Source organism: Actinophytocola sp. (assembly GCF_035634895.1).
Classification (GTDB): Bacteria; Actinomycetota; Actinomycetes; order Mycobacteriales; family Pseudonocardiaceae; genus Actinophytocola.
In genome coordinates this window covers 1-18,192 of sequence record NZ_DASQCC010000240.1, presented here as the reverse complement: position 1 = coordinate 18,192, position 18,192 = coordinate 1, and the positions used below count along the sequence as shown (strand labels likewise).

General features: G+C 70.9%; 10 protein-coding genes and 1 pseudogene. All 11 read left to right on the top strand.

Annotated features, from left to right (window positions below; translation table 11 throughout):
• Positions 1–58 precede the first annotated feature (58 nt).
• Complete coding sequence (betA, locus tag VET29_RS37295) at positions 59–1,708, top strand: choline dehydrogenase (RefSeq protein ID WP_324929761.1); 1,650 nt, start codon at positions 59–61, stop codon at positions 1,706–1,708.
• Positions 1,705–2,484 (top strand): IclR family transcriptional regulator, encoded by a 780-nt coding sequence (locus tag VET29_RS37290; protein WP_324929759.1) that lies wholly within the window; start codon positions 1,705–1,707, stop codon positions 2,482–2,484. Before betA ends, VET29_RS37290 begins: the two co-directional genes overlap by 4 nt.
• Positions 2,485–2,591: 107 nt before the next feature.
• A complete protein-coding gene (locus VET29_RS37285) occupies positions 2,592–3,653 on the top strand; it encodes a betaine/proline/choline family ABC transporter ATP-binding protein (protein WP_324929757.1) in 1,062 nt (353 codons plus the stop codon).
• The gene (locus tag VET29_RS37280; RefSeq protein WP_324929755.1) at positions 3,653–5,617 is read left to right on the top strand and encodes an ABC transporter permease subunit; all 1,965 of its coding nucleotides are present in this window, start codon (positions 3,653–3,655) and stop codon (positions 5,615–5,617) included. Before VET29_RS37285 ends, VET29_RS37280 begins: the two co-directional genes overlap by 1 nt.
• Positions 5,618–5,640: 23 nt before the next feature.
• Positions 5,641–6,588, top strand: coding sequence for an ABC transporter substrate-binding protein (locus VET29_RS37275; RefSeq protein ID WP_324929753.1), 948 nt, complete (start codon positions 5,641–5,643; stop codon positions 6,586–6,588).
• A 136-nt stretch (positions 6,589–6,724) separates the two neighbouring features.
• A complete protein-coding gene (locus VET29_RS37270) occupies positions 6,725–9,136 on the top strand; it encodes an FAD-dependent oxidoreductase (RefSeq protein ID WP_324929751.1) in 2,412 nt (803 codons plus the stop codon).
• On the top strand, positions 9,133–10,338 hold the full coding sequence (locus VET29_RS37265; RefSeq protein WP_324929749.1) for a sarcosine oxidase subunit beta family protein: 1,206 nt from the start codon (positions 9,133–9,135) through the stop codon (positions 10,336–10,338). Before VET29_RS37270 ends, VET29_RS37265 begins: the two co-directional genes overlap by 4 nt.
• A gap of 8 nt (positions 10,339–10,346) precedes the next feature.
• Positions 10,347–10,595: a sarcosine oxidase subunit delta gene (locus tag VET29_RS37260; protein ID WP_324929747.1), complete on the top strand. Its 249-nt coding sequence runs from the start codon at positions 10,347–10,349 to the stop codon at positions 10,593–10,595.
• Positions 10,592–13,330 (top strand): annotated as a pseudogene (locus VET29_RS37255) (2Fe-2S iron-sulfur cluster-binding protein); the annotation flags it as partial. The gene VET29_RS37260 and the pseudogene VET29_RS37255, both read left to right, overlap by 4 nt.
• A gap of 27 nt (positions 13,331–13,357) precedes the next feature.
• Positions 13,358–13,870: a sarcosine oxidase subunit gamma gene (locus tag VET29_RS37250; RefSeq protein WP_324929853.1), complete on the top strand. Its 513-nt coding sequence runs from the start codon at positions 13,358–13,360 to the stop codon at positions 13,868–13,870.
• Between the two features lie 372 nt (positions 13,871–14,242).
• On the top strand, positions 14,243–18,192 hold a 3,950-nt coding region (locus tag VET29_RS37245; RefSeq protein WP_324929745.1), incomplete at its 3' end, for a hemopexin repeat-containing protein.

Genomic DNA, 18,192 nt, shown 5'->3' with positions numbered 1-18,192 from the left:
TCCCGACGGATGGCCGCTGGTGTTGCACTATCCGGCACTCTAGCCGCATTATGCAACGATGGACCAGCGCTACGACTACATCATCGTCGGTGGCGGCTCGGCCGGCTGCGCGCTCGCCAACCGGCTGTCCGCCGATCCCGCGACGAAGGTCCTGGTCCTGGAGGCCGGCCGGCCGGACTGGCGCTGGGACCTGTTCATCCACATGCCAGCCGCGCTGACCATGGTCATCGGCAACCGCTTCTACGACTGGAAGTACGTCTCGGAGCCGGAGCCGTTCATGCACGGCCGGCGGATCACGCAGGGACGCGGCAAGGTGCTCGGCGGGTCCAGCTCGATCAACGGCATGATCTTCCAGCGCGGCAACCCGATGGACTACGAGCGCTGGGCCACCGACCCCGGAATGTCCACATGGGACTACGCGCACTGCCTGCCGTACTTCAGGCGCATGGAGAACTGCCGCGCCGGCGGTGACGAGTGGCGCGGCGACCACGGCCCGCTGCACCTGGAACGCGGGCCGGCGGCGAACCCGCTCTTCGACGCGTTCTTCGAGGCCGTCCAGCAGGCCGGCTACCCGCTCACGCCGGACGTCAACGGCTTCCGGCAGGAGGGCTTCGCCCGGTTCGACCGGAACATCCGCGACGGCAGGCGGTGGTCCGCCGCGCGGGCGTACCTGCACCCGGTCAAGCGGCGGCCGAACCTGACCGTCAGGTGCTTCTCGCTCGTGCACCGCGTGCTGTTCGAGGGCAGGCGCGCGGTCGGCGTCGAGTACGGCCGCGCCGGCCGCACGCACCGGGTCCACGCCGGCGAGGTCATCCTGTGCGGCGGCGCCATCAACACACCGCAGCTGCTACAGCTCTCCGGCATCGGCGACCCGGACCACCTCGGTCCACTCGGCATCGAGCCGGTGGCGGCGCTCCGCGGCGTCGGCGAGAACCTCCAGGACCATCTCGAGGTCTACGTCCAACACGCCTGCACGAAGCCGATCTCGTTCAACCCCGCGCTGAAGCTCCACAACCGCCCCCGGATCGGCCTGCGGTGGCTGCTGCGCAGGAGCGGCCCCGCGGCGACCAACCACTTCGAGGCGGGCGGTTTCGTGCGTGGCAACGACGATGTCGCGTACCCGAACCTGATGTTCCACTTCCTGCCCATCGCGGTCCGCTACGACGGGACGCCGGTGGGCGCCGAGCACGGATACCAGGTCCACATCGGACCGATGTACTCCGACGCCCGCGGCAGCGTGAAGGTCGCGTCCCGCGACCCGCGACGGCATCCGGCGATCAGGTTCAACTACCTGTCCACGGAACAGGACAGACGCGAGTGGGTCGAGGCGATCCACGTGGCGCGCCGGATCCTGGCGCAGCCGGCGTTCGCCGGGTTCAGCGGCGGTGAGCTGTCACCGGGGCCGGCCGTCCGGACCGACGAGGAGATCCTGGACTGGGTGGCCCGCGACGGCGAGACCGCGTACCACCCGTCGTGCACGGCACGGATGGGCGTCGACGAGCTGTCCGTCGTGGACCCGGCCTCAATGCGGGTGCACGGCGTCGACGGGCTCCGGGTCGTCGACGCGTCGGTGCTGCCGTACGTCACGAACGGCAACATCTACGCGCCGGTGATGATGGTGGCCGAGAAGGCGGCCGACCTCATCCTCGGCAACACGCCACTCGCGCCGGCCGGCACCCCGTACTACCGGCACGCGGACACGAGATGACCGACGGTGCGAGCACGATCCAGTCCGTCGACCGGGCGCTCACGGTGCTCGCGCTGCTCGCCAAGCACGGCGAGCTGGGTGTCACGGAGATCGCGGCACTGCTGGCGGTACACAAGTCCACGGCGTTCCGGCTGGTCAGCACGCTGGAGCGGCACGAACTGGCCGAGCAGCACGCCGACCGCGGCAAGTACCGGCTGGGCGTCGGCGTGCTTCAGCTCGCCGGCGCCATCACCGCGCGCCTCGACATCGTCCAGCGCAGCAGGGCAGTGACCCGCAGGCTCGCCGACGAGCTGGGCGAGACGGTGAACATCACCGTCCTTTCCGGACACGACGCCCTGTACCTCGACCAGGCGTCGGGCACCGCCGCGTTGCAGGGGCACAACTGGGTCGGCCGGCGGATCCCGCTGCACGCCACGTCCAACGGCAAGGTGCACCTCGCGCACGTCTCCGCGGACCGGTTCGCGGAGCTGACCGCCGCGCCACTGCACCGGTTCACCGACCGCACGTTGACCGACGCGCGCAGGTTGCGTGCCGAGGTCGAGGCCGTGCGCCGGGACGGCTACGCGGTCGCGGCCGACGAGCTGGAGATCGGGCTGACCGCCGTCGCCGCGCCGATCGCCGGGCCGGACGGGGAGGTCGCGGGGTCGGTCAGCGCGTCAGGGCCGACGTTCCGCATCCCCGCCGAGCGCGTGCCGGAGGTCGCCGCGAAGGTGGTCGACGCCGCGCGGCAGATCTCCCGCCGGCTCGGCTGGCACGGGCTGCCGAAACCGTCCTGAAACACGCCGAAACGTTCCGCGCCCTTGACGGTCCCCCGGTCAGGGGCAATTGTGTTCCATTAACAGGCACATAGTGCGCCATACGCAACACGGCAGGCAGGTGAACCGTGGCCGCACCGACCGAACTCACCGCACCCACATCAGTCCAGGCCGACCCCGTGATCGCCGTTCGAGGACTGTGGAAGGTCTTCGGCGCCCGGCCCGAGAGAGTGCCCGCCGACCCGTCGCTGGCCGCGCTGTCGCGCCGGGACCTGATGGCCGCCACGGGATGCGTGGCCGCCGTGTGCGGGATCGACTTCGCGGTGGCGCCCGGCGAGGTGTTCGTCGTGATGGGACTGTCCGGCTCCGGCAAGTCGACGCTGGTGCGCTGCCTGACCAGGCTCGTGGAGCCGACGGCGGGCGAGGTCGTGTTCGAGGGCGAGGACATCCTGGCCGCGGACCGCAGACGGCTGCGGACCCTGCGGCGCGACAAGTTCTCCATGGTGTTCCAGCACTTCGGCCTGCTGCCGCACCGGCGGGTGATCGACAACGTGGCGTACGGGCTGGAGGTCCGCGGGGCACGCAGGGCCGCCCGGTGGGCGCGGGCACAGGAGGTCATCGACCTGGTCGGCCTCGGCGGGAACGAGCGGTCCTACCCCGACCAGCTGTCCGGCGGCATGCAGCAGCGGGTGGGCCTGGCCCGGGCGCTGGCCGGCGACCCGGACGTGCTGTTCTTCGACGAGCCGTTCTCGGCGCTGGACCCGTTGATCCGCCGGGACATGCAGAACGAGGTCGTCCGGCTGCACCACGAGGTCGGCAAGACGATGGTGTTCATCACCCACGACCTGTCCGAGGCGCTGAAGCTGGGCGACCGGATCCTGATCATGCGGGACGGCAAGGCGGTGCAGTGCGGGACCGGTGAGGAGCTGGTCGGCGCGCCCGCCGACGACTACGTCGCGGACTTCGTGCACGACGTGCCGAGGGCGGACGTGCTGACACTGAAGTGGGTCATGCGGCCACCGACGGCGAACGACGTGCTGGACGGCCCGGAGCTGGCGCCGGACGTGGTGGTGCGCGCGGCCGTGCGGACGGTGCTGGAGTCCGACCGGCCGGTGAAGGTCGTCCGGGACGGCGAGCTGCTCGGCGTGGTGGATCACGAGGAAATCCTGGCCACCGTGGCAGGTGAGTGATGGCGCAGCTCGCACTCACCAACCGGATCTCGCTGCGCAGGCCCGGTCGTGGCGTGTTGCTCCTGGCCGTGCTGGTCCTGTTCCTGGCTCTGTGGACGGTCCTGCGTGGCACGCACACGCTCGCCCTCGGCGCCGCGGACCTGACCTCGTTGCACCGCGCCATCAACGACTTCAACGACGCGCTCGGCGCGAGCCGCAACTCGAACCCGGTCTTCCTGTACTTCTTCAACGAGATCCGGCTCGTCGTCGACGAGTTCACCACGTTCCTGCAGGGTTTGCTCGCGCAGCCGTCGTTCGGCCGGCCGGTGCCGCTGGTCGGCTGGCTCGGCGTGGTGGCACTGGTCGGGTACATCTCCTACGCGGTCGCGTCCTGGAAGGTCGCGCTGCCGGCCACCGGCGGGTTCGCGTTCCTCGGGCTCCAGGGGCTGTGGCAGGAGAGCATGGACACCCTGGCGCTCACGCTGGCGGCGGTGATCATCGCGCTGGTCTTCGCGATACCGCTGGGGATCTGGGCCGGGCTGTCGGACCGGGTCAACCGGTTGTTGACGCCGGTGCTGGACCTCATGCAGACCATGCCGACGTTCGTGTACCTCGCGCCGCTGACGCTGATCTTCCTCATCGGCCCGGCGTCGGCCACCATCGCGACGCTCATCTACGCCGCTCCCCCGGCGATCCGGTTCACCGCGCACGGCATCCGCGACGCGCCGCGCGAGACGGTCGAGGCCAGCGAGTCCCTCGGCGCGACGACGGGACAGACGCTGGTCAAGGTGCTGCTGCCGGCGGCCAAGCGGACGATCGTGCTCGGCATCAACCAGACGATCATGGCGGCGCTGTCGATGGTCACGATCGCCGCGCTGATCGACGCGCCCGGGCTGGGCCAGACGGTCGTGAAGGCGTTGCAGACACTGGATGTCGGCACGGCGTTCAACGCGGGCCTCGCGATCGTCGTGATGGCCATCGTGCTGGACCGCGTCACCAGCACGGCCGGGCAGCGGGCCGGGCGAAGGCGACGCCCGCGACGTGGTGCCGTCGTGGCGCGGCGGGTCGCGCTGGTGGCCGGCGGCGTGCTGACGATCCTCGCCGTCTACCTGTCGGCGACGTACGTGTGGGCGTCGGAGTTCCCGCCGGACGCGTCGTTCGGTCCGGCCATCGCGCAGGCGGCGACCGACGTGACGAACTGGGTGCAGAACAACCTGTCGCCGGTCACCAACGGCTTCAAGGACTTCTTCACGCTGGTCCTGATCGACCCGTTGCAGACACTGCTGACCGAGTCGCCGTGGTGGCTGCTGGGTGCGTTGATCGTGGCGGTGTCGGTGCTGGTGGGCTCGGTCCGGGCGGCGGCCGTGTCCGCCGGGTGCGTGCTTCTGCTGTGGGGCACGGGAGTCTGGTCGGACGCGATGGCGACGCTGGCGTCCACCGTGGTCGCGACGTTGATCGTGATGGTGCTGGGCGTGGTGCTGGGCGTGTGGATGGGCCGCAGCCGGATGGTGGACCGGGTGCTGCGGCCGCTGCTCGACGCAGGCCAGACGATGCCCGCGTTCGTCTACCTGGTCCCGTTCCTGGCCCTGTTCGGCGCGAGCCGGTTCACCGCGATCGTGGCCGCGGTCGTCTTCGCGGCGCCGGTGGCGATCAAGGTCGTGGCCGACGGGATCCGGTCGGTGTCCGCCACGACGGTCGAGGCGGCGACGGCGGCCGGGTCGAGCACGTGGCAGCTGATCACCAAGGTGCAGCTGCCGATGTCCCGGCATGCGTTGACCCTGGCCACGAACCAGGGGCTCATCTACGTGCTGTCGATGGTCGTGGTGGGTGGGCTCGTGGGTGCGGGCGCGCTCGGCTACGACGTCGTCGCCGGTTTCGCGCAGGGACAGCTGTACGGGAAGGGTCTCGCGGCCGGGGTCGCGATCGTCCTGCTTGGCGTGATGTTGGACCGCCTCACCAAGGCGGCGGCACAACGCTCCCGGTGACATCTTTCAGAAACGAGGGAGTTATGCGGAAGACCTGGGTCTCGGTGCTGGCGGCGTTGTTGCTGGCCGGCTGCGGCGGCGCGAAGATCGGCGACTCGTCGTCAGGCGGCGGCTCCGGCGACTGCGGCCAGTTCAACATCGCCGTCAACCCGTGGGTGGGTTACGAGGCGAACGCGGCGGTGCTGGCGTACGTGGCCGAGAAGGACCTCGGCTGCGAGGTGACCAAGAAGGACCTGAAGGAGGAGCTGGCCTGGCAGGGCTTCGGCGCCGGCTCGGTCGACGCGGTGGTGGAGAACTGGGGCCACGACGACCTGAAGAAGAAGTACATCGACGGCGAGAAGACGGCGGTGTCGGCCGGCTCCACCGGTGTGGAGGGACAGATCGGCTGGTACGTGCCGCCGTGGCTGGCCAAGAAGTACCCGGACATCACCGACTGGAACAACCTGAACAAGTACGCCGACATGTTCCGGACCTCGGAGTCCGGCACCCAGGGGCAACTGCTCGACGGCGACCCGTCGTTCGTGACCAACGACGAGGCACTGGTGAAGAACCTGAACCTGAAGTTCAAGGTCGTGTACGGCGGCAGCGAGACGGCGCTGATCCAGGCGTTCCGGCAGGCGGAGAAGAACAAGACGCCGGTGATCGGGTACTTCTACTCGCCGCAGTGGCTGTTCGCGGAGATCAAGCTGGTGAAGGTGGACCTGCCGAAGTACACGGCCGGGTGCGACGCGGACCCCGAGAAGATCGCCTGTGACTACCCCGACTACGACCTGGACAAGATCGTCAGCAAGAAGTTCGCGGACGCCAACGGCCCGGCCTACCAGCTGGTGAAGAACTTCCAGTGGACGAACGACGACCAGAACGAGGTGGCGAAGTCGATCGCCGAGGACAAGCTGTCCCCGGACGCTGCGGCGAAGAAGTGGGTCGACGCCCACCAGGACAAGGTCAAGGCCTGGCTGCCGAAGTCCTGACGGCCCTCCCGCGACGAAGGACGCCTTCCCCGGTGCGGAAGGCGTCCTTCGTCGCTCTTGACAACGGCCCGACCGGGAACGACGCTGAGTTGCGTAACCCGCATGCTGTTGCGAATCGTGCATCATGGAGGTCGGGATGGCTGGACCCCGGGTCGTGGTGGTCGGGGCGGGTGTCGTGGGAGCCGCGCTCGTCGACGAGCTGTCCGCTCGGGGGTGGGACGACATCACCCTCGTCGACCAGGGGCCGTTGCCGGCGCCCGGCGGGTCGTCCTCGCACGCGCCCGGCCTGGTGTTCCAGACCAACCCCAGCAAGGCCATGGCCGAGATGGCCCGCTACACCGTCGGGAAGCTCAACGGGCTCGGCCACGACGGGCAGCCCTGTTTTCTCCAGGTCGGCGGGCTCGAGGTGGCCACCACGCCCCAACGCCTCGCCGACCTGCACCGGCGGCAGGGCTGGGCCACCTCCTGGGGCATCGACGCGACCGTCGTCGGGCCGGAACGCTGCCTCGAGCTGTTCCCCATGCTCGACCGGGACCGGGTGCTCGGCGGCCTGCACACCCCCACCGACGGCGTGGCGAAGGCGGTGCGCGCCGTCGCCGCCCAGGTGCAGCGGGCTCGGGCGCGGGGCGTGACCGTCCTCGACCGGACCGAGGTGCTGGCCGTCCGCACGAACGGCGGCCGGGTCGCCGGGGTCGTCACCGGCGACGGCGAGCTGGCCGCCGACATCGTCGTCTGCTGTGCGGGGATCTGGGGACCGCGGGTCGCGGGGATGGTCGGCATGACGCTGCCCCTCGTCCCCCTGGCCCATCAGCTCGCCTGGACCGGGCGCGTCGGAGCCCTTGCGGGACAACAGAACGAGATCCGCCGGCCCATCCTCCGCCACCAGGAGGCCGACCTCTACTACCGGGAGCGGTTCGACACCCTCGGCGTCGGCTACTACGGGCACCGCCCCATGCCCGTGTCCGTCGACGACATCCCCGGCGTCGACGCCGCCGACGTCATGCCGTCGGTGCGGCCGTTCACCGAGGACGACTTCGCCGAGGCCTGGCGGGCGACCCGCGACCTCCTCCCCGCCACCCGCGACGCCAGGATCGAGGAGGGTATCAACGGGCTGTTCTCCTTCACCACCGACGACATGCCACTGCTCGGGCCGTCGCGTGACGTCGAGGGCTTCTGGGTGGCCGAGGCCGTCTGGGTCACCCACTCCGCCGGGGTCGGGCGGGCGATGGCGGAGTGGATCGCGGACGGGTACTGCTCGTCGTTCGACCTCCACGAGTGCGACGTCAACCGGTTCGAGGCCCACCAGCTCGCGCCCGAGTACGTGCGGCAACGTGCCTGCCAGAACTTCGTCGAGGTCTACGACATCAAGCATCCCCTGCAGCCCATGGCGGATCCGCGTCCACTCAGGACCAGCCCCTTCCGGCCCCGGCAGCAGGAGCTGGGCGCGTTCTTCCTCGAGGCCAACGGGTGGGAGCGGCCACAGTGGTACGAGGCGAACGCCGGTCTCGTCGCCGGCCGGGACATCCCGCGGCCCGACGACTGGGCCGCCCGCTACTGGTCACCCATCATCGCCGCCGAGGCGCAGGTCACCCGCGAGGCCGTCGCGCTCTACGACATGACCGCGCTGAAACGCCTCGACGTGACCGGACCGGGGGCGGCCGCGTTCCTCCAGCGGATGGTCACCGGTGACGTCGACAAGTCCGTCGGCTCGGTCACGTACTGCCTGCTCCTCGACCATGACGGCGGTGTCCGCTCGGACGTGACCGTCGCCCGGCTCGGCCGGCATGCCTACCAGGTCGGGGTGAACGGCGCCCTCGACCTCGACTGGCTCGCCCGCCACCTGCCCGACGACGGCACCGTCCAGGTCCGCGACAGCACCGCCGGCACCTGCTGCGTCGGCGTGTGGGGGCCCCGCGCCCGCGACCTCGTCCAGCCGCTGACCGACCTGGACCTCACCGGGCTCAGGTACTTCCGCGGCGCCACGGGCCACGTCGGCAACGTCCCGGTCACCGCGCTTCGGCTGTCCTATGTCGGCGAGCTCGGCTGGGAGCTGTACACCACCGCCGACATGGGGCTCAAGCTCTGGGACACCCTCTTCGCGGCCGGCCGGCACCACGGCGTGATCGCCGCCGGGCGCGGCGCCTTCAACAGCCTTCGCCTGGAGAAGGGCTACCGCGCGTTCGGCGTCGACATGACCTACGAGCACTCGCCGGACGAGGCCGGGCTCGGCTTCGCGGTCAGGAAGGCCAAGCCGGACTTCCTCGGCAAGGAAGCCACCAGGCAGGGCAAGCGAAAGCTCGCCTGCCTCGTGCTCGACGCCCACGTCCTCGGCAGGGAACCGGTCTACGACGGCGACGACCCCGTCGGCTACGTCACCAGCGCCGCCTACGGCTACACCGTCGGCACCGGGATCGCCTACGCCTGGCTGCCCGCCGAGCTCGTCACCCCGGGCCGCACCGTCCACATCGGATACTTCGACCGCCGCATCCCGGCCACGGTCGCCGAGGAACCGCTCTTCGACCCGGCCATGACGAGGTTGCGCGGATGAGCCAGCACCCGGACCACCTCTGGCGCAACCCGGACCCCAAGCCGTCCTACGACGTGATCGTCGTCGGTGCCGGCGGGCACGGGCTCGCCACCGCCTACTACCTCGCGCGCAACCACGGCATCACCAACGTCGCCGTGCTCGAGAAGGGGTGGCTCGCGGGCGGCAACATGGCGCGCAACACCACCATCATCCGGTCCAACTACCTCTGGGACGAGAGCGCCGCCATCTACGAGCACGCGCTCCAGCTCTGGGAGACCCTGTCCGAGGACCTCGACTACGACATCCTGTTCAGCCAGCGCGGGGTGCTCAACCTCGCCCACACGCTCCAGGACGTCCGCGACTCCGTCCGGCGCGTGCACGCCAACAAGCTCAACGGCGTCGACGGGGAGTGGCTGACGCCCGACGAGGTCGCGAAGGTCTGCCCGATCCTCGACGTCTCCCCCGACACCCGCTACCCGGTGCTCGGCGGCACCTGGCAGCCCCGTGCCGGGATCGCCAAGCACGACCACGTGGCCTGGGCCTTCGCCAGGAAGGCCGACGCGTACGGGATCGACCTGATCCAGCACTGCGAGGTCACCGGCTTCCTGCGCGACGGCGACCGGGTCGTCGGCGTCGACACGAGCCGGGGCCCGATCCGCGCCGGCCGGGTGGGGCTGGCCGCGGCCGGGCACTCCAGCGTGCTGGCCGACACCGTGGGACTGCGGCTGCCGGTGCAGAGCCATCCCCTGCAGGCGCTGGTCTCCGAGTTGCTGGAGCCCATCCACCCGACGGTCGTGATGTCGAACCACGTGCACGTGTACATCAGCCAGGCGCACAAGGGCGAGCTGGTCATGGGCGCGGGCATCGACTCCTACAACTCCTACGGGCAGCGCGGTTCCGTGCACGTCATCGAGGACCAGATGGCCGCCGCGCTGGAGCTGTTCCCGATCTTCGCGGGTGCGCACCTGATCCGCTCGTGGGGCGGGATCGTGGATGTCACCCCGGACGCCTCCCCCATCGTCGGGCTCACCCCGCTGGAGAACCTGTTCGTCAACTGCGGGTGGGGCACCGGCGGGTTCAAGGCCACGCCGGGAGTCGGCTGGGTGTTCGCCCACACGATCGCGACCGGGACGCCACACCCGTTGAACGAGGCGTTCACCCTCGAGCGCTTCACCACCGGCGCGTTGATCGACGAGCACGGCGCCGCCGCCGTCGCCCACTGAGGACGAACATGCTACTGATCAGATGCCCATGGTGCGGTGAGCGCGAGGAGACCGAGTTCCGCTACGGCGGTCAGGCGGGCGTCGCCTACCCAGCGGATCCGGAGGCCCTGTCCGACGAGGAATGGGCGGAGTACCTGTTCTTCCGGGACAACCCCAAGGGCGCGTTCGCCGAGCGGTGGGTGCACGCGCACGGCTGCCGCCGGTGGTTCGATGCCGTGCGGGACACGGCCACGTCCGAGTTCGTGGAGGGCCGATGAGACTGCCCACCGGAGGTCTCGTCGACCGCGGTCGCCCGTTGCGGTACACACTCGACGGTGTCGGGCGGACCGGGTTCGCGGGGGACACGCTGGCCTCGGCCATGCTCGCCGACGGGGTGCGCACGGTCGGGCCGTCGCAGTACCGGCGGCGGCCACGCGGGATCGTGACCGCGGGGATCGACGAGCCCAACGCGCTGGCGCAGGTCGACGGCGAGCCGTCGTTGACCGCGACCACGGTCGAGCTGGTGGACGGCCTCTCCGCCACGCTGCTCAGCGGGGTCGGCCGGCTGGAGCCCCGCGACGACGCGGTGCACGACAAGAAAACGTTACACGACAAGAAGTACGTGCACACCGACGTGCTGGTGGTCGGCGGCGGGCCGGCCGGGCTGGCGGCCGCACTGGCCGCGTCGGCCGGTGGGGCACGGGTCATGCTCGTGGACGACCAGCCCTCGCCCGGTGGCGGCCTGCTGGCCGATCCCGTTGTCCTGCCCTGGGTTTCCTCGTCGGTGGCGGCGCTGGCGGACCGGCCCGAGGTGCGGGTGCTGACGCGGGCGACCGCTTTCGGTTACTACGACGCGAACTACGTCCTGGTGGCCCAGCGGCGCCGGCTCTGGCACGTTCGGGCACGGCGGGTGGTACTGGCGACCGGGGCGCACGAACGGCCGCTGGTGTTCGCCGACAACGACCTGCCGGGGATCATGTCGGCGGCGGCCGTGCGGACGTATGTCAACCGGTACGCGGTGCTGCCGGGCCGCGACGTCGTCGTGCAGAGCACGAACGACGGCGCGTACGAGACGGCCTTCGATCTCGCGGCCGTGGGTGCGCGGGTGGTGGTGCTCGACACCCGGGTCGAGCCGCCCGCCGATCTGGTGGCCACGGCCGGGTCGCTGGGCATCGAGGTGCGTGCCGACCGGTTGGTACAGCGCGCTCTGGGCTCGGATCGGGTGACCGGTGTGTCCACCGAGGACGGCCGGCTGCCGTGTGACCTCCTGGCGGTGTCCGGCGGGTGGAGTCCGGTGGTGCACCTGTTCAGCCAGTCGCGCGGGACCCTGCGGTGGGACGACACGCTGGCGGCGTTCGTACCCGGCACCGCCGTGCAGGCCAACCGTGTCGCCGGGGCGGCGAACGGAGTGTACGGGCTCGCGGAGGTCCTGGCGGAGGGCCTCGCGGCCGGTGTGGAGGCCGCGGCGCTCGTCGGCCACCCCGGCACGGCGCCGGAACTCCCGGTGGTCGAGTCCAGGACGGCCACTCCGCCGCGTCCGGTGTGGCGGGTGCCGCCGGAGCCCGACCGTTGTTTCGTGGACCTGCAACGGGATGCGACCGTGGCGGACGTGTTGCTGGCGACCGGCGCCGGGATGCGGTCGCCGGAGCACGTCAAGCGGTACACCACGATCGGGACCGGCGCGGACCAGGGCCGGACGTCGAACGTGCCGGCGCTCGGGGTGATGGCCGCCGCGCTGGGCCTGTCCTCGCCGGGCGAGCTCGGCACGACGACCTTCCGCGCGCCGTACGCGCCGGTGTCCTTCGCCCTGATGGCGGGACGGAACCGGGGCGCGTTGCACGATCCGGTGCGGACCACGCCGATCCAGCCGTGGCACGCCGCGGCGGGCGCGGTGTTCGAGGATGTCGGGCAGTGGCGGCGGCCCCGGTTCTACCCACGCGCTGGCGAGGACATGGAGGCCGCCGTGCTGCGCGAGTGCCGTGCCGCCCGGACCGGCGTCGGCATGCAGGACGCGTCGACGCTCGGCAAGATCGAGGTGGTCGGCGCGGACGCGGGCGAGTTCCTGAACCGCATTTACACCAACGCCTTCAAGAAGCTGGCGGTCGGTTCCTGCCGGTACGGGATGATGTGCGGCGCGGACGGGATGGTCCTCGACGACGGCGTGACCATGCGGCTGGCCGAAGACCGGTACTACGTCACCACGACGACCGGCGGCGCGGCGAAGGTGCTCGACTGGTTCGAGGAGTGGGCGCAGACCGAATGGCCTTCGCTGGACGTGCGGTTCACCTCGGTGACCGAGCAGTGGTCGACGGTCGCCGTGGTGGGCCCCGACTCGCGCGCGGTGATCGCCCGGCTCGCGCCGTCGCTGGACGTCTCGGCCGAGGCGTTCGGCTTCATGACCTTCCGCGACACCGTGCTGCACAACGGGATCCCGGCCCGGATCGCGCGGATCTCGTTCTCCGGCGAGCTGGCGTACGAGGTCAATGTCGCGTCCTGGTACGGGTTGGCGGTGTGGGAGGCCGTGCTGGCCACCGATCCCGGCATCACCCCGTACGGCACGGAGACCATGCACGTCCTGCGTGCGGAGAAGGGTTTCCCGATCGTCGGGCAGGACACCGACGGCACGGTGACACCACACGATCTCGGCATGTCATGGCTCGTGTCGACGCGGAAGGACTTCGTCGGCAGGCGATCCCTGCGCCGCCCGGACGCCGTTCGGCCCGACCGCAAGCACCTGGTCGGCCTGCTGCCCACCGATCCGGAGGTGGTGCTGCCCGAGGGCGCACAGCTGGTCGCACCGGACACGCCACTGAACCCACCGGTGCCCATGCTCGGACACGTCACGTCCAGCTACCGAAGTGCCGCGCTGGCAAGGAGTTTCGCCCTCGCCCTGGTCAAGGGCGGCCGGGACCGGCTCGGCGAGACGGTGGTCGCCCCGCTCGGCGACCGTCTCGTCGAGGCGACGATCACCGAGCCGGTGTTCTACGACAAGGAAGGCGCCCGCCGCGACGGTCCGGTCGCGGAGCCGACGGCGCCACCCGTGGACACCGCGCGCCGGCCGACGGCGTCACCGAGCCCGCGAGCGGACACCGTGCCGCCGCGCCGCAGCCCGCTCGCCGGCCATCCACTCGCGCCGGGGCTGCGGGAGATCCCGTTCCGCACGGCCGTGAACGTGCAGGGCACCGCGGGCTTCCCCACCCCGGCACCGGGTCGGGTGCTGGCCTGGGGCGAGCGGTCCGTGCTGTGGCTGGGCCCGGCGGAGTGGCTCGTGGTGGACGGTGACCCGATCGACCTCCCGGGCGGCGTGGACGTCTCGGCGAACCGGACGACGGTCGAGGTGACCGGCCCACACGCCCGCGACATCCTCGAGAAGGGCTGCACACTCGACCTGCACCCCAGGACGTTCGCCGCGGGCCACTGCGCACAGACCGTGCTGGCCAGGTCGCAGGTCATCCTGTGGCAGCGGACCGACGCGTACCACCTGCTGGTGCGCGACTCGTTCGCCCGGTACCTCGCGGACTGGCTGGTCGACGCCGCCCGCGAATACCTCTAGTCGGGCCGGCTGCCCATGCACCGTGGGCACGGTCCCGTAAATAGGCCGAAAGAGTGACGGCAGGTAAATTCCCGCGAACTCAAAGTTTTCACATTTTCATGTATCTGCCTCGTGGGGTACGGGCTCCATTTCCGGGAGCCCACTTTGCGACGTCCCGCGGAGGACCAGTGCGACAGGACCAGTCGTCCCACAGCTACAACCCCTCTTCGGCGAACTGGATCTGCTAGGCACCGTCCATCTGGGACGCGAACCTCAATCACCTCGGCCCGTGACCGGGCCGAATTCGATCGTCAACGCGCGTGGCGAACGAAGCCGAGCGGCTTCCGTTCGGGCACCGGCGCGTGGTTTTTCTGTTACTCCAGTGGAGGATCCGTGCTTAGAGACGACTCGTCTCCCAGTTATGAGCAGCTCTTCGGCGAGTTGGACTTCAGTGCCGACGACGACGCCAGGTCGGTGTACTCGCCGGCGGCCTACTTCGTCGACCTGTTGGCACTGCTGGAAGGCAACTTCGACCGCCCAGCACTGCTCGAACGACGGCCGGACCTGAAGCAGGTGCCGCTGGACGCCGACAACACGTTCACCGAGACGCCGTACCTCGACATCGTCAACAAGGTGCTGGAGCGGCTCGCCGGCGACGCGCCGTACGAGGAGCTCCGCACCCGCAAGCACCCGTTCAACCTGCCGTTCTCGCTGCGCGCCGAGCAACTCGACAGGTACCTGCACTACCTGGGCGTGACGCCGCTGGAGCTGTACCGGCTGTTCGCCCCCCGCCCCGACCAGGACATCGTCGCCCGGGAGTTCCTGGCGATGTCGCCGGAGGACGTCGCCGTGGTCACGACCGCCGCCGCGACCGAGGCCGAGCTCGCCGAGCTCTTCGGTCTGGCCGACCACGAGACGCTCGCCGACCTGGGCGAGGCCAAGCGGTTCGCCGAGGCGACCGGCCTGTCCGGCACCCAGCTGCGGGAGCTGGTCCCGCTGCTCGGAACCGTCACCCTCAGCACGGACGGACTGACGCTGCTGTGGGGCGACGCCGTGCCCACCGGCTGGCTCGACGTGGCCCACCGGTTCGTCCGGCTGGCCACGATGACCGGCCTGAGCCTCACCGACCTCGGCCTGGCGCTCGACACCTTCTGCGCCGGCCGGATCGACACGGCGGCACTGCGGACCCTCGCCATCGCCCTGAAGCTGCACCGCGAGCACGACCTGACCGTCACCGAGATCTGCCGGCTGTCCGTCCCCATCGAGGACGACGAGGTACAGGGCTGCTCGGGTGACATCCTCGCCGATCGCAACCGGGACTACCGGTTCCGGCTGGCGGGCTGGATCGAGGTCGCCGAGAACGACATCGTCACCGTGGTCCGGCGTTACCGCGAGCACTACGCCGCGAAGGACCCCAGCCCGTTCGACCAGGGCGACATCGGCCTGCCCGAGATCGGGCTGCTGCACCGCGCGGGCCGCCTCGCCGCCGCCCTCGGCATCGCCGCCGACGAGCTGTTCGACGTGCTGGTCGCCCTGGACACCGACCCGTCGCTGCACCGGTACTCGACCTTCGACGTGCTCGGCGACGCCACGCCCGCCCGGGACTGCTTCGCGATCCTCGCCGCCGGCGAGCCCGCGGAGACACTGTGGCTGGCGCAGACCCTGTTCGCGGTGGTCACCTGGACGCAGGCCGCCGGGTTCAGCGGCCGGGAGCTGACCGAGGTGCTCGGCGGCCGCCCGGAGACCTCGGACGACTCCCTCACCGCGGTGACCGAGGGCATCCGGACGGCCTTCGACCAGGTCGCGTTCGAGCCGGCCAACCTCGTGCTCGACCGGTTCGGCGCGCGCGCGACCAAGGTCGTGCGCGACGTGCTGACCGCCTACGACGACGGCGTCGTCTCCCCTGCCGACGACCGGCTGCTGCGGGTCGACCCGGCGAAGGCCGCCACCGCCGCGTACGACGGCGTGACCGACCTCGGCGTGCTCGTCCCGGAGGACTTCCTGGGCCTCGGCCTCGGCGAACGCCTGCAGGCGAAGATCTTCAGCAACCTCGTCCACAGAGGACACCTGAGCGCGGACGGCACCCTGGCCGTCGAGGACAGTGCGGAGGTGTTCCTGCAGACCGACTTCAGCGCCTACCGCGAGGTGCTCTTCAAGACGATCGGCGCGGTGGTCAACGGCACCGCGGCGTTCTTCCCGTCCGACCTGGCCGCGCTGGTCGACCTCACGCCGGACCGGGTGGCCGAGCTGTACGACAACCTGGGCTACAACGGCTACCTCGACGAGGGCGGCGACCTCACCGACCCCGGGTTCTTCACCGACGCCGGCAACGCGGAGCTCTTCGAGCCCAACGCGGACCTGGCGGACGCCACCGAGGCGGTCCGGGCCCGCATCGACGAGCGGCTCGCGGGTTTCGCCGGTGACCCGCTGGCGCTCGACCCGGCGATCTTCGCCGAGCTGCGGTTGTCCGGGCCCCAGCTGGCCGCGCTGACCGAGAGCCTGACGTTCAACGGCTACCTCGACGAGAACGGCGTCTACCGCGACAAGGCGTGCCTCCTCGACCTCGACCTCAAGGACTTCGGCCTCGCGCTGGAGTTCTACCCGCGGCGCAGGGCGATCCTGGACGCCGTCCAGGGCCAGCTCCGCGCATGCCAGGCCGAGTGGCACACCCTCACCGTCGCCGACTTCGCCGAACTCGCCGACGAGGTGGTCGGCCACCGGGTGGTCAGGGCACTGGACGGTGACTACCTCACCGACGGCCGGGTGCTGGACGACGAACTGTTCGCCGACCCGTCCGGCAAGCTGGACCTCGGCGACGCGTTCACCACCGCGGAGGAGGCGATCGTCTTCGGCCAGATCCGGGTGGTCCTGGAGGACGAGAAGCCCTACTGGCTGGACCCGGCCGCGCTGTCCGGGCTCGGGTTCGATCCCGAGCAACGCGACCGCGTGCTGGCCTACCTCGTCGACTCGGGCATCCTGACCGACGGCCTCACGGTGACCGAGGAATGGCTGCCGTACTTCCGCGACGTCGACAACGTCCACGGGTTCACGCTGCCCGGGATCGCGGACTTCGCCACGGATGTCTTCTTCCTGCTGCACACCGTCGCGGTCGAACTGGCCGCTGCGGTGACCGAGGTCGTCGACGCGCTCGTCGCCCTCGCCGGACGGCAGAAGCAGGCCTTCGACACCGCGCTCGGCGACGCCCTCGGCCTGCCGGCGGCCACGGCCGCCGCCATCGCGGAAGCCGTGACCGGCGGACCGGAGCAGGCCGTCGACACCCTGGTCGCGCCCGTCCTCGACACCGAGAGACCGCCCGCCGACCCGCGCCTGGGGCTCGCCCACCGCAGGATCAGGCGGTTCGCCCTGCTGGCCGCCAAGCTCGGCCTCGACCCGACGGAGGTCGCCGCGGTCTTCACCGACCAGGACCTGGTCGGCAAGTTCCCGGAGAACCTCACGCTTCCGCCGGGCGTCCGGCGGTTCGACGCCCTGCTCGAGAGCCACGACGGCAAGGTCCACCTGTTCGCCGGCACGGACTGCTGGACCTACGCGGCCGACACGCTCACCCTCACCCAGCCCGCTCCGACCCCGCTCGCCGAACTGTCGGCCAGGTTCGCCGACGCGCGCCTGACCGGGATCGACGCCGCCTTCACCCTGCCGTCGGGTGTCGAGTGGCTCGTCGGCCACACCGCGGACGGCACCTCGAAGGCCTTCACCCGGCTGCCCGGCGGCACCCGGTGGGCGCCGCGGGACCAGGTCTGGGGCAAGGTCAGGAACAACTTCACCGACCCGGCACGGATCGACGGCGCGTTCGCCGACCGCGACGGCCGCACCTACCTGTTCAGCGGCGACCAGTACCTCCGCTACAGCCGCGGCGACTACACGGTCGTCGACGAGGGCTACCCGCGTCCCGTCGCGGAATGGCGGGAACGCGAAGGGATCGGCGCGACCCTGCCCGGACCGCTCGACGCGTTCCAGGCACCGGACGGCACGATCCACGTGCTCACCGGCGCGGCCGGCTGGGGCCGGGTGCGCAGCGACTTCGAGAACCTGGACCGGATCGACGCGGCCTACTCCGGCGACCGCGCCGTCCACCTGTTCTCGGGCGGCCAGGTGGTGCGCTACTCCGACAGCATCGAGAACGGCGGCGTCCGCGTCGACGAGGGCTACCCGCGCACCATCCAGGACGTGCCGGCGCAGTTCGAGAGCGGCGTCGAGGCGGCCTTCACCGACCCGAACGGCGTCCTGCACCTGTTCAAGGCGGGGCGCACCGCCTCGGTCGGCGGCGAGGACCCCGCGCTGGTCCCGACCGCGCAGCGCTGGGGCGTGCTCCAGCCCGCCCTGCC

Bases quoted from the DNA above. Each gene is read 5' to 3' on its own strand.
- VET29_RS37280 (WP_324929755.1), top strand. From the start codon at position 3,653: ATGGCGCAGCTCGCACTCACCAACCGGATCTCGCTGCGCAGGCCCGGT.
- VET29_RS37290 (WP_324929759.1), top strand. From the start codon at position 1,705: ATGACCGACGGTGCGAGCACGATCCAGTCCGTCGACCGGGCGCTCACG.
- VET29_RS37270 (WP_324929751.1), top strand. From the start codon at position 6,725: ATGGCTGGACCCCGGGTCGTGGTGGTCGGGGCGGGTGTCGTGGGAGCC.
- betA (WP_324929761.1), top strand. From the start codon at position 59: ATGGACCAGCGCTACGACTACATCATCGTCGGTGGCGGCTCGGCCGGC.
- VET29_RS37260 (WP_324929747.1), top strand. From the start codon at position 10,347: ATGCTACTGATCAGATGCCCATGGTGCGGTGAGCGCGAGGAGACCGAG.
- VET29_RS37275 (WP_324929753.1), top strand. From the start codon at position 5,641: ATGCGGAAGACCTGGGTCTCGGTGCTGGCGGCGTTGTTGCTGGCCGGC.
- VET29_RS37265 (WP_324929749.1), top strand. From the start codon at position 9,133: ATGAGCCAGCACCCGGACCACCTCTGGCGCAACCCGGACCCCAAGCCG.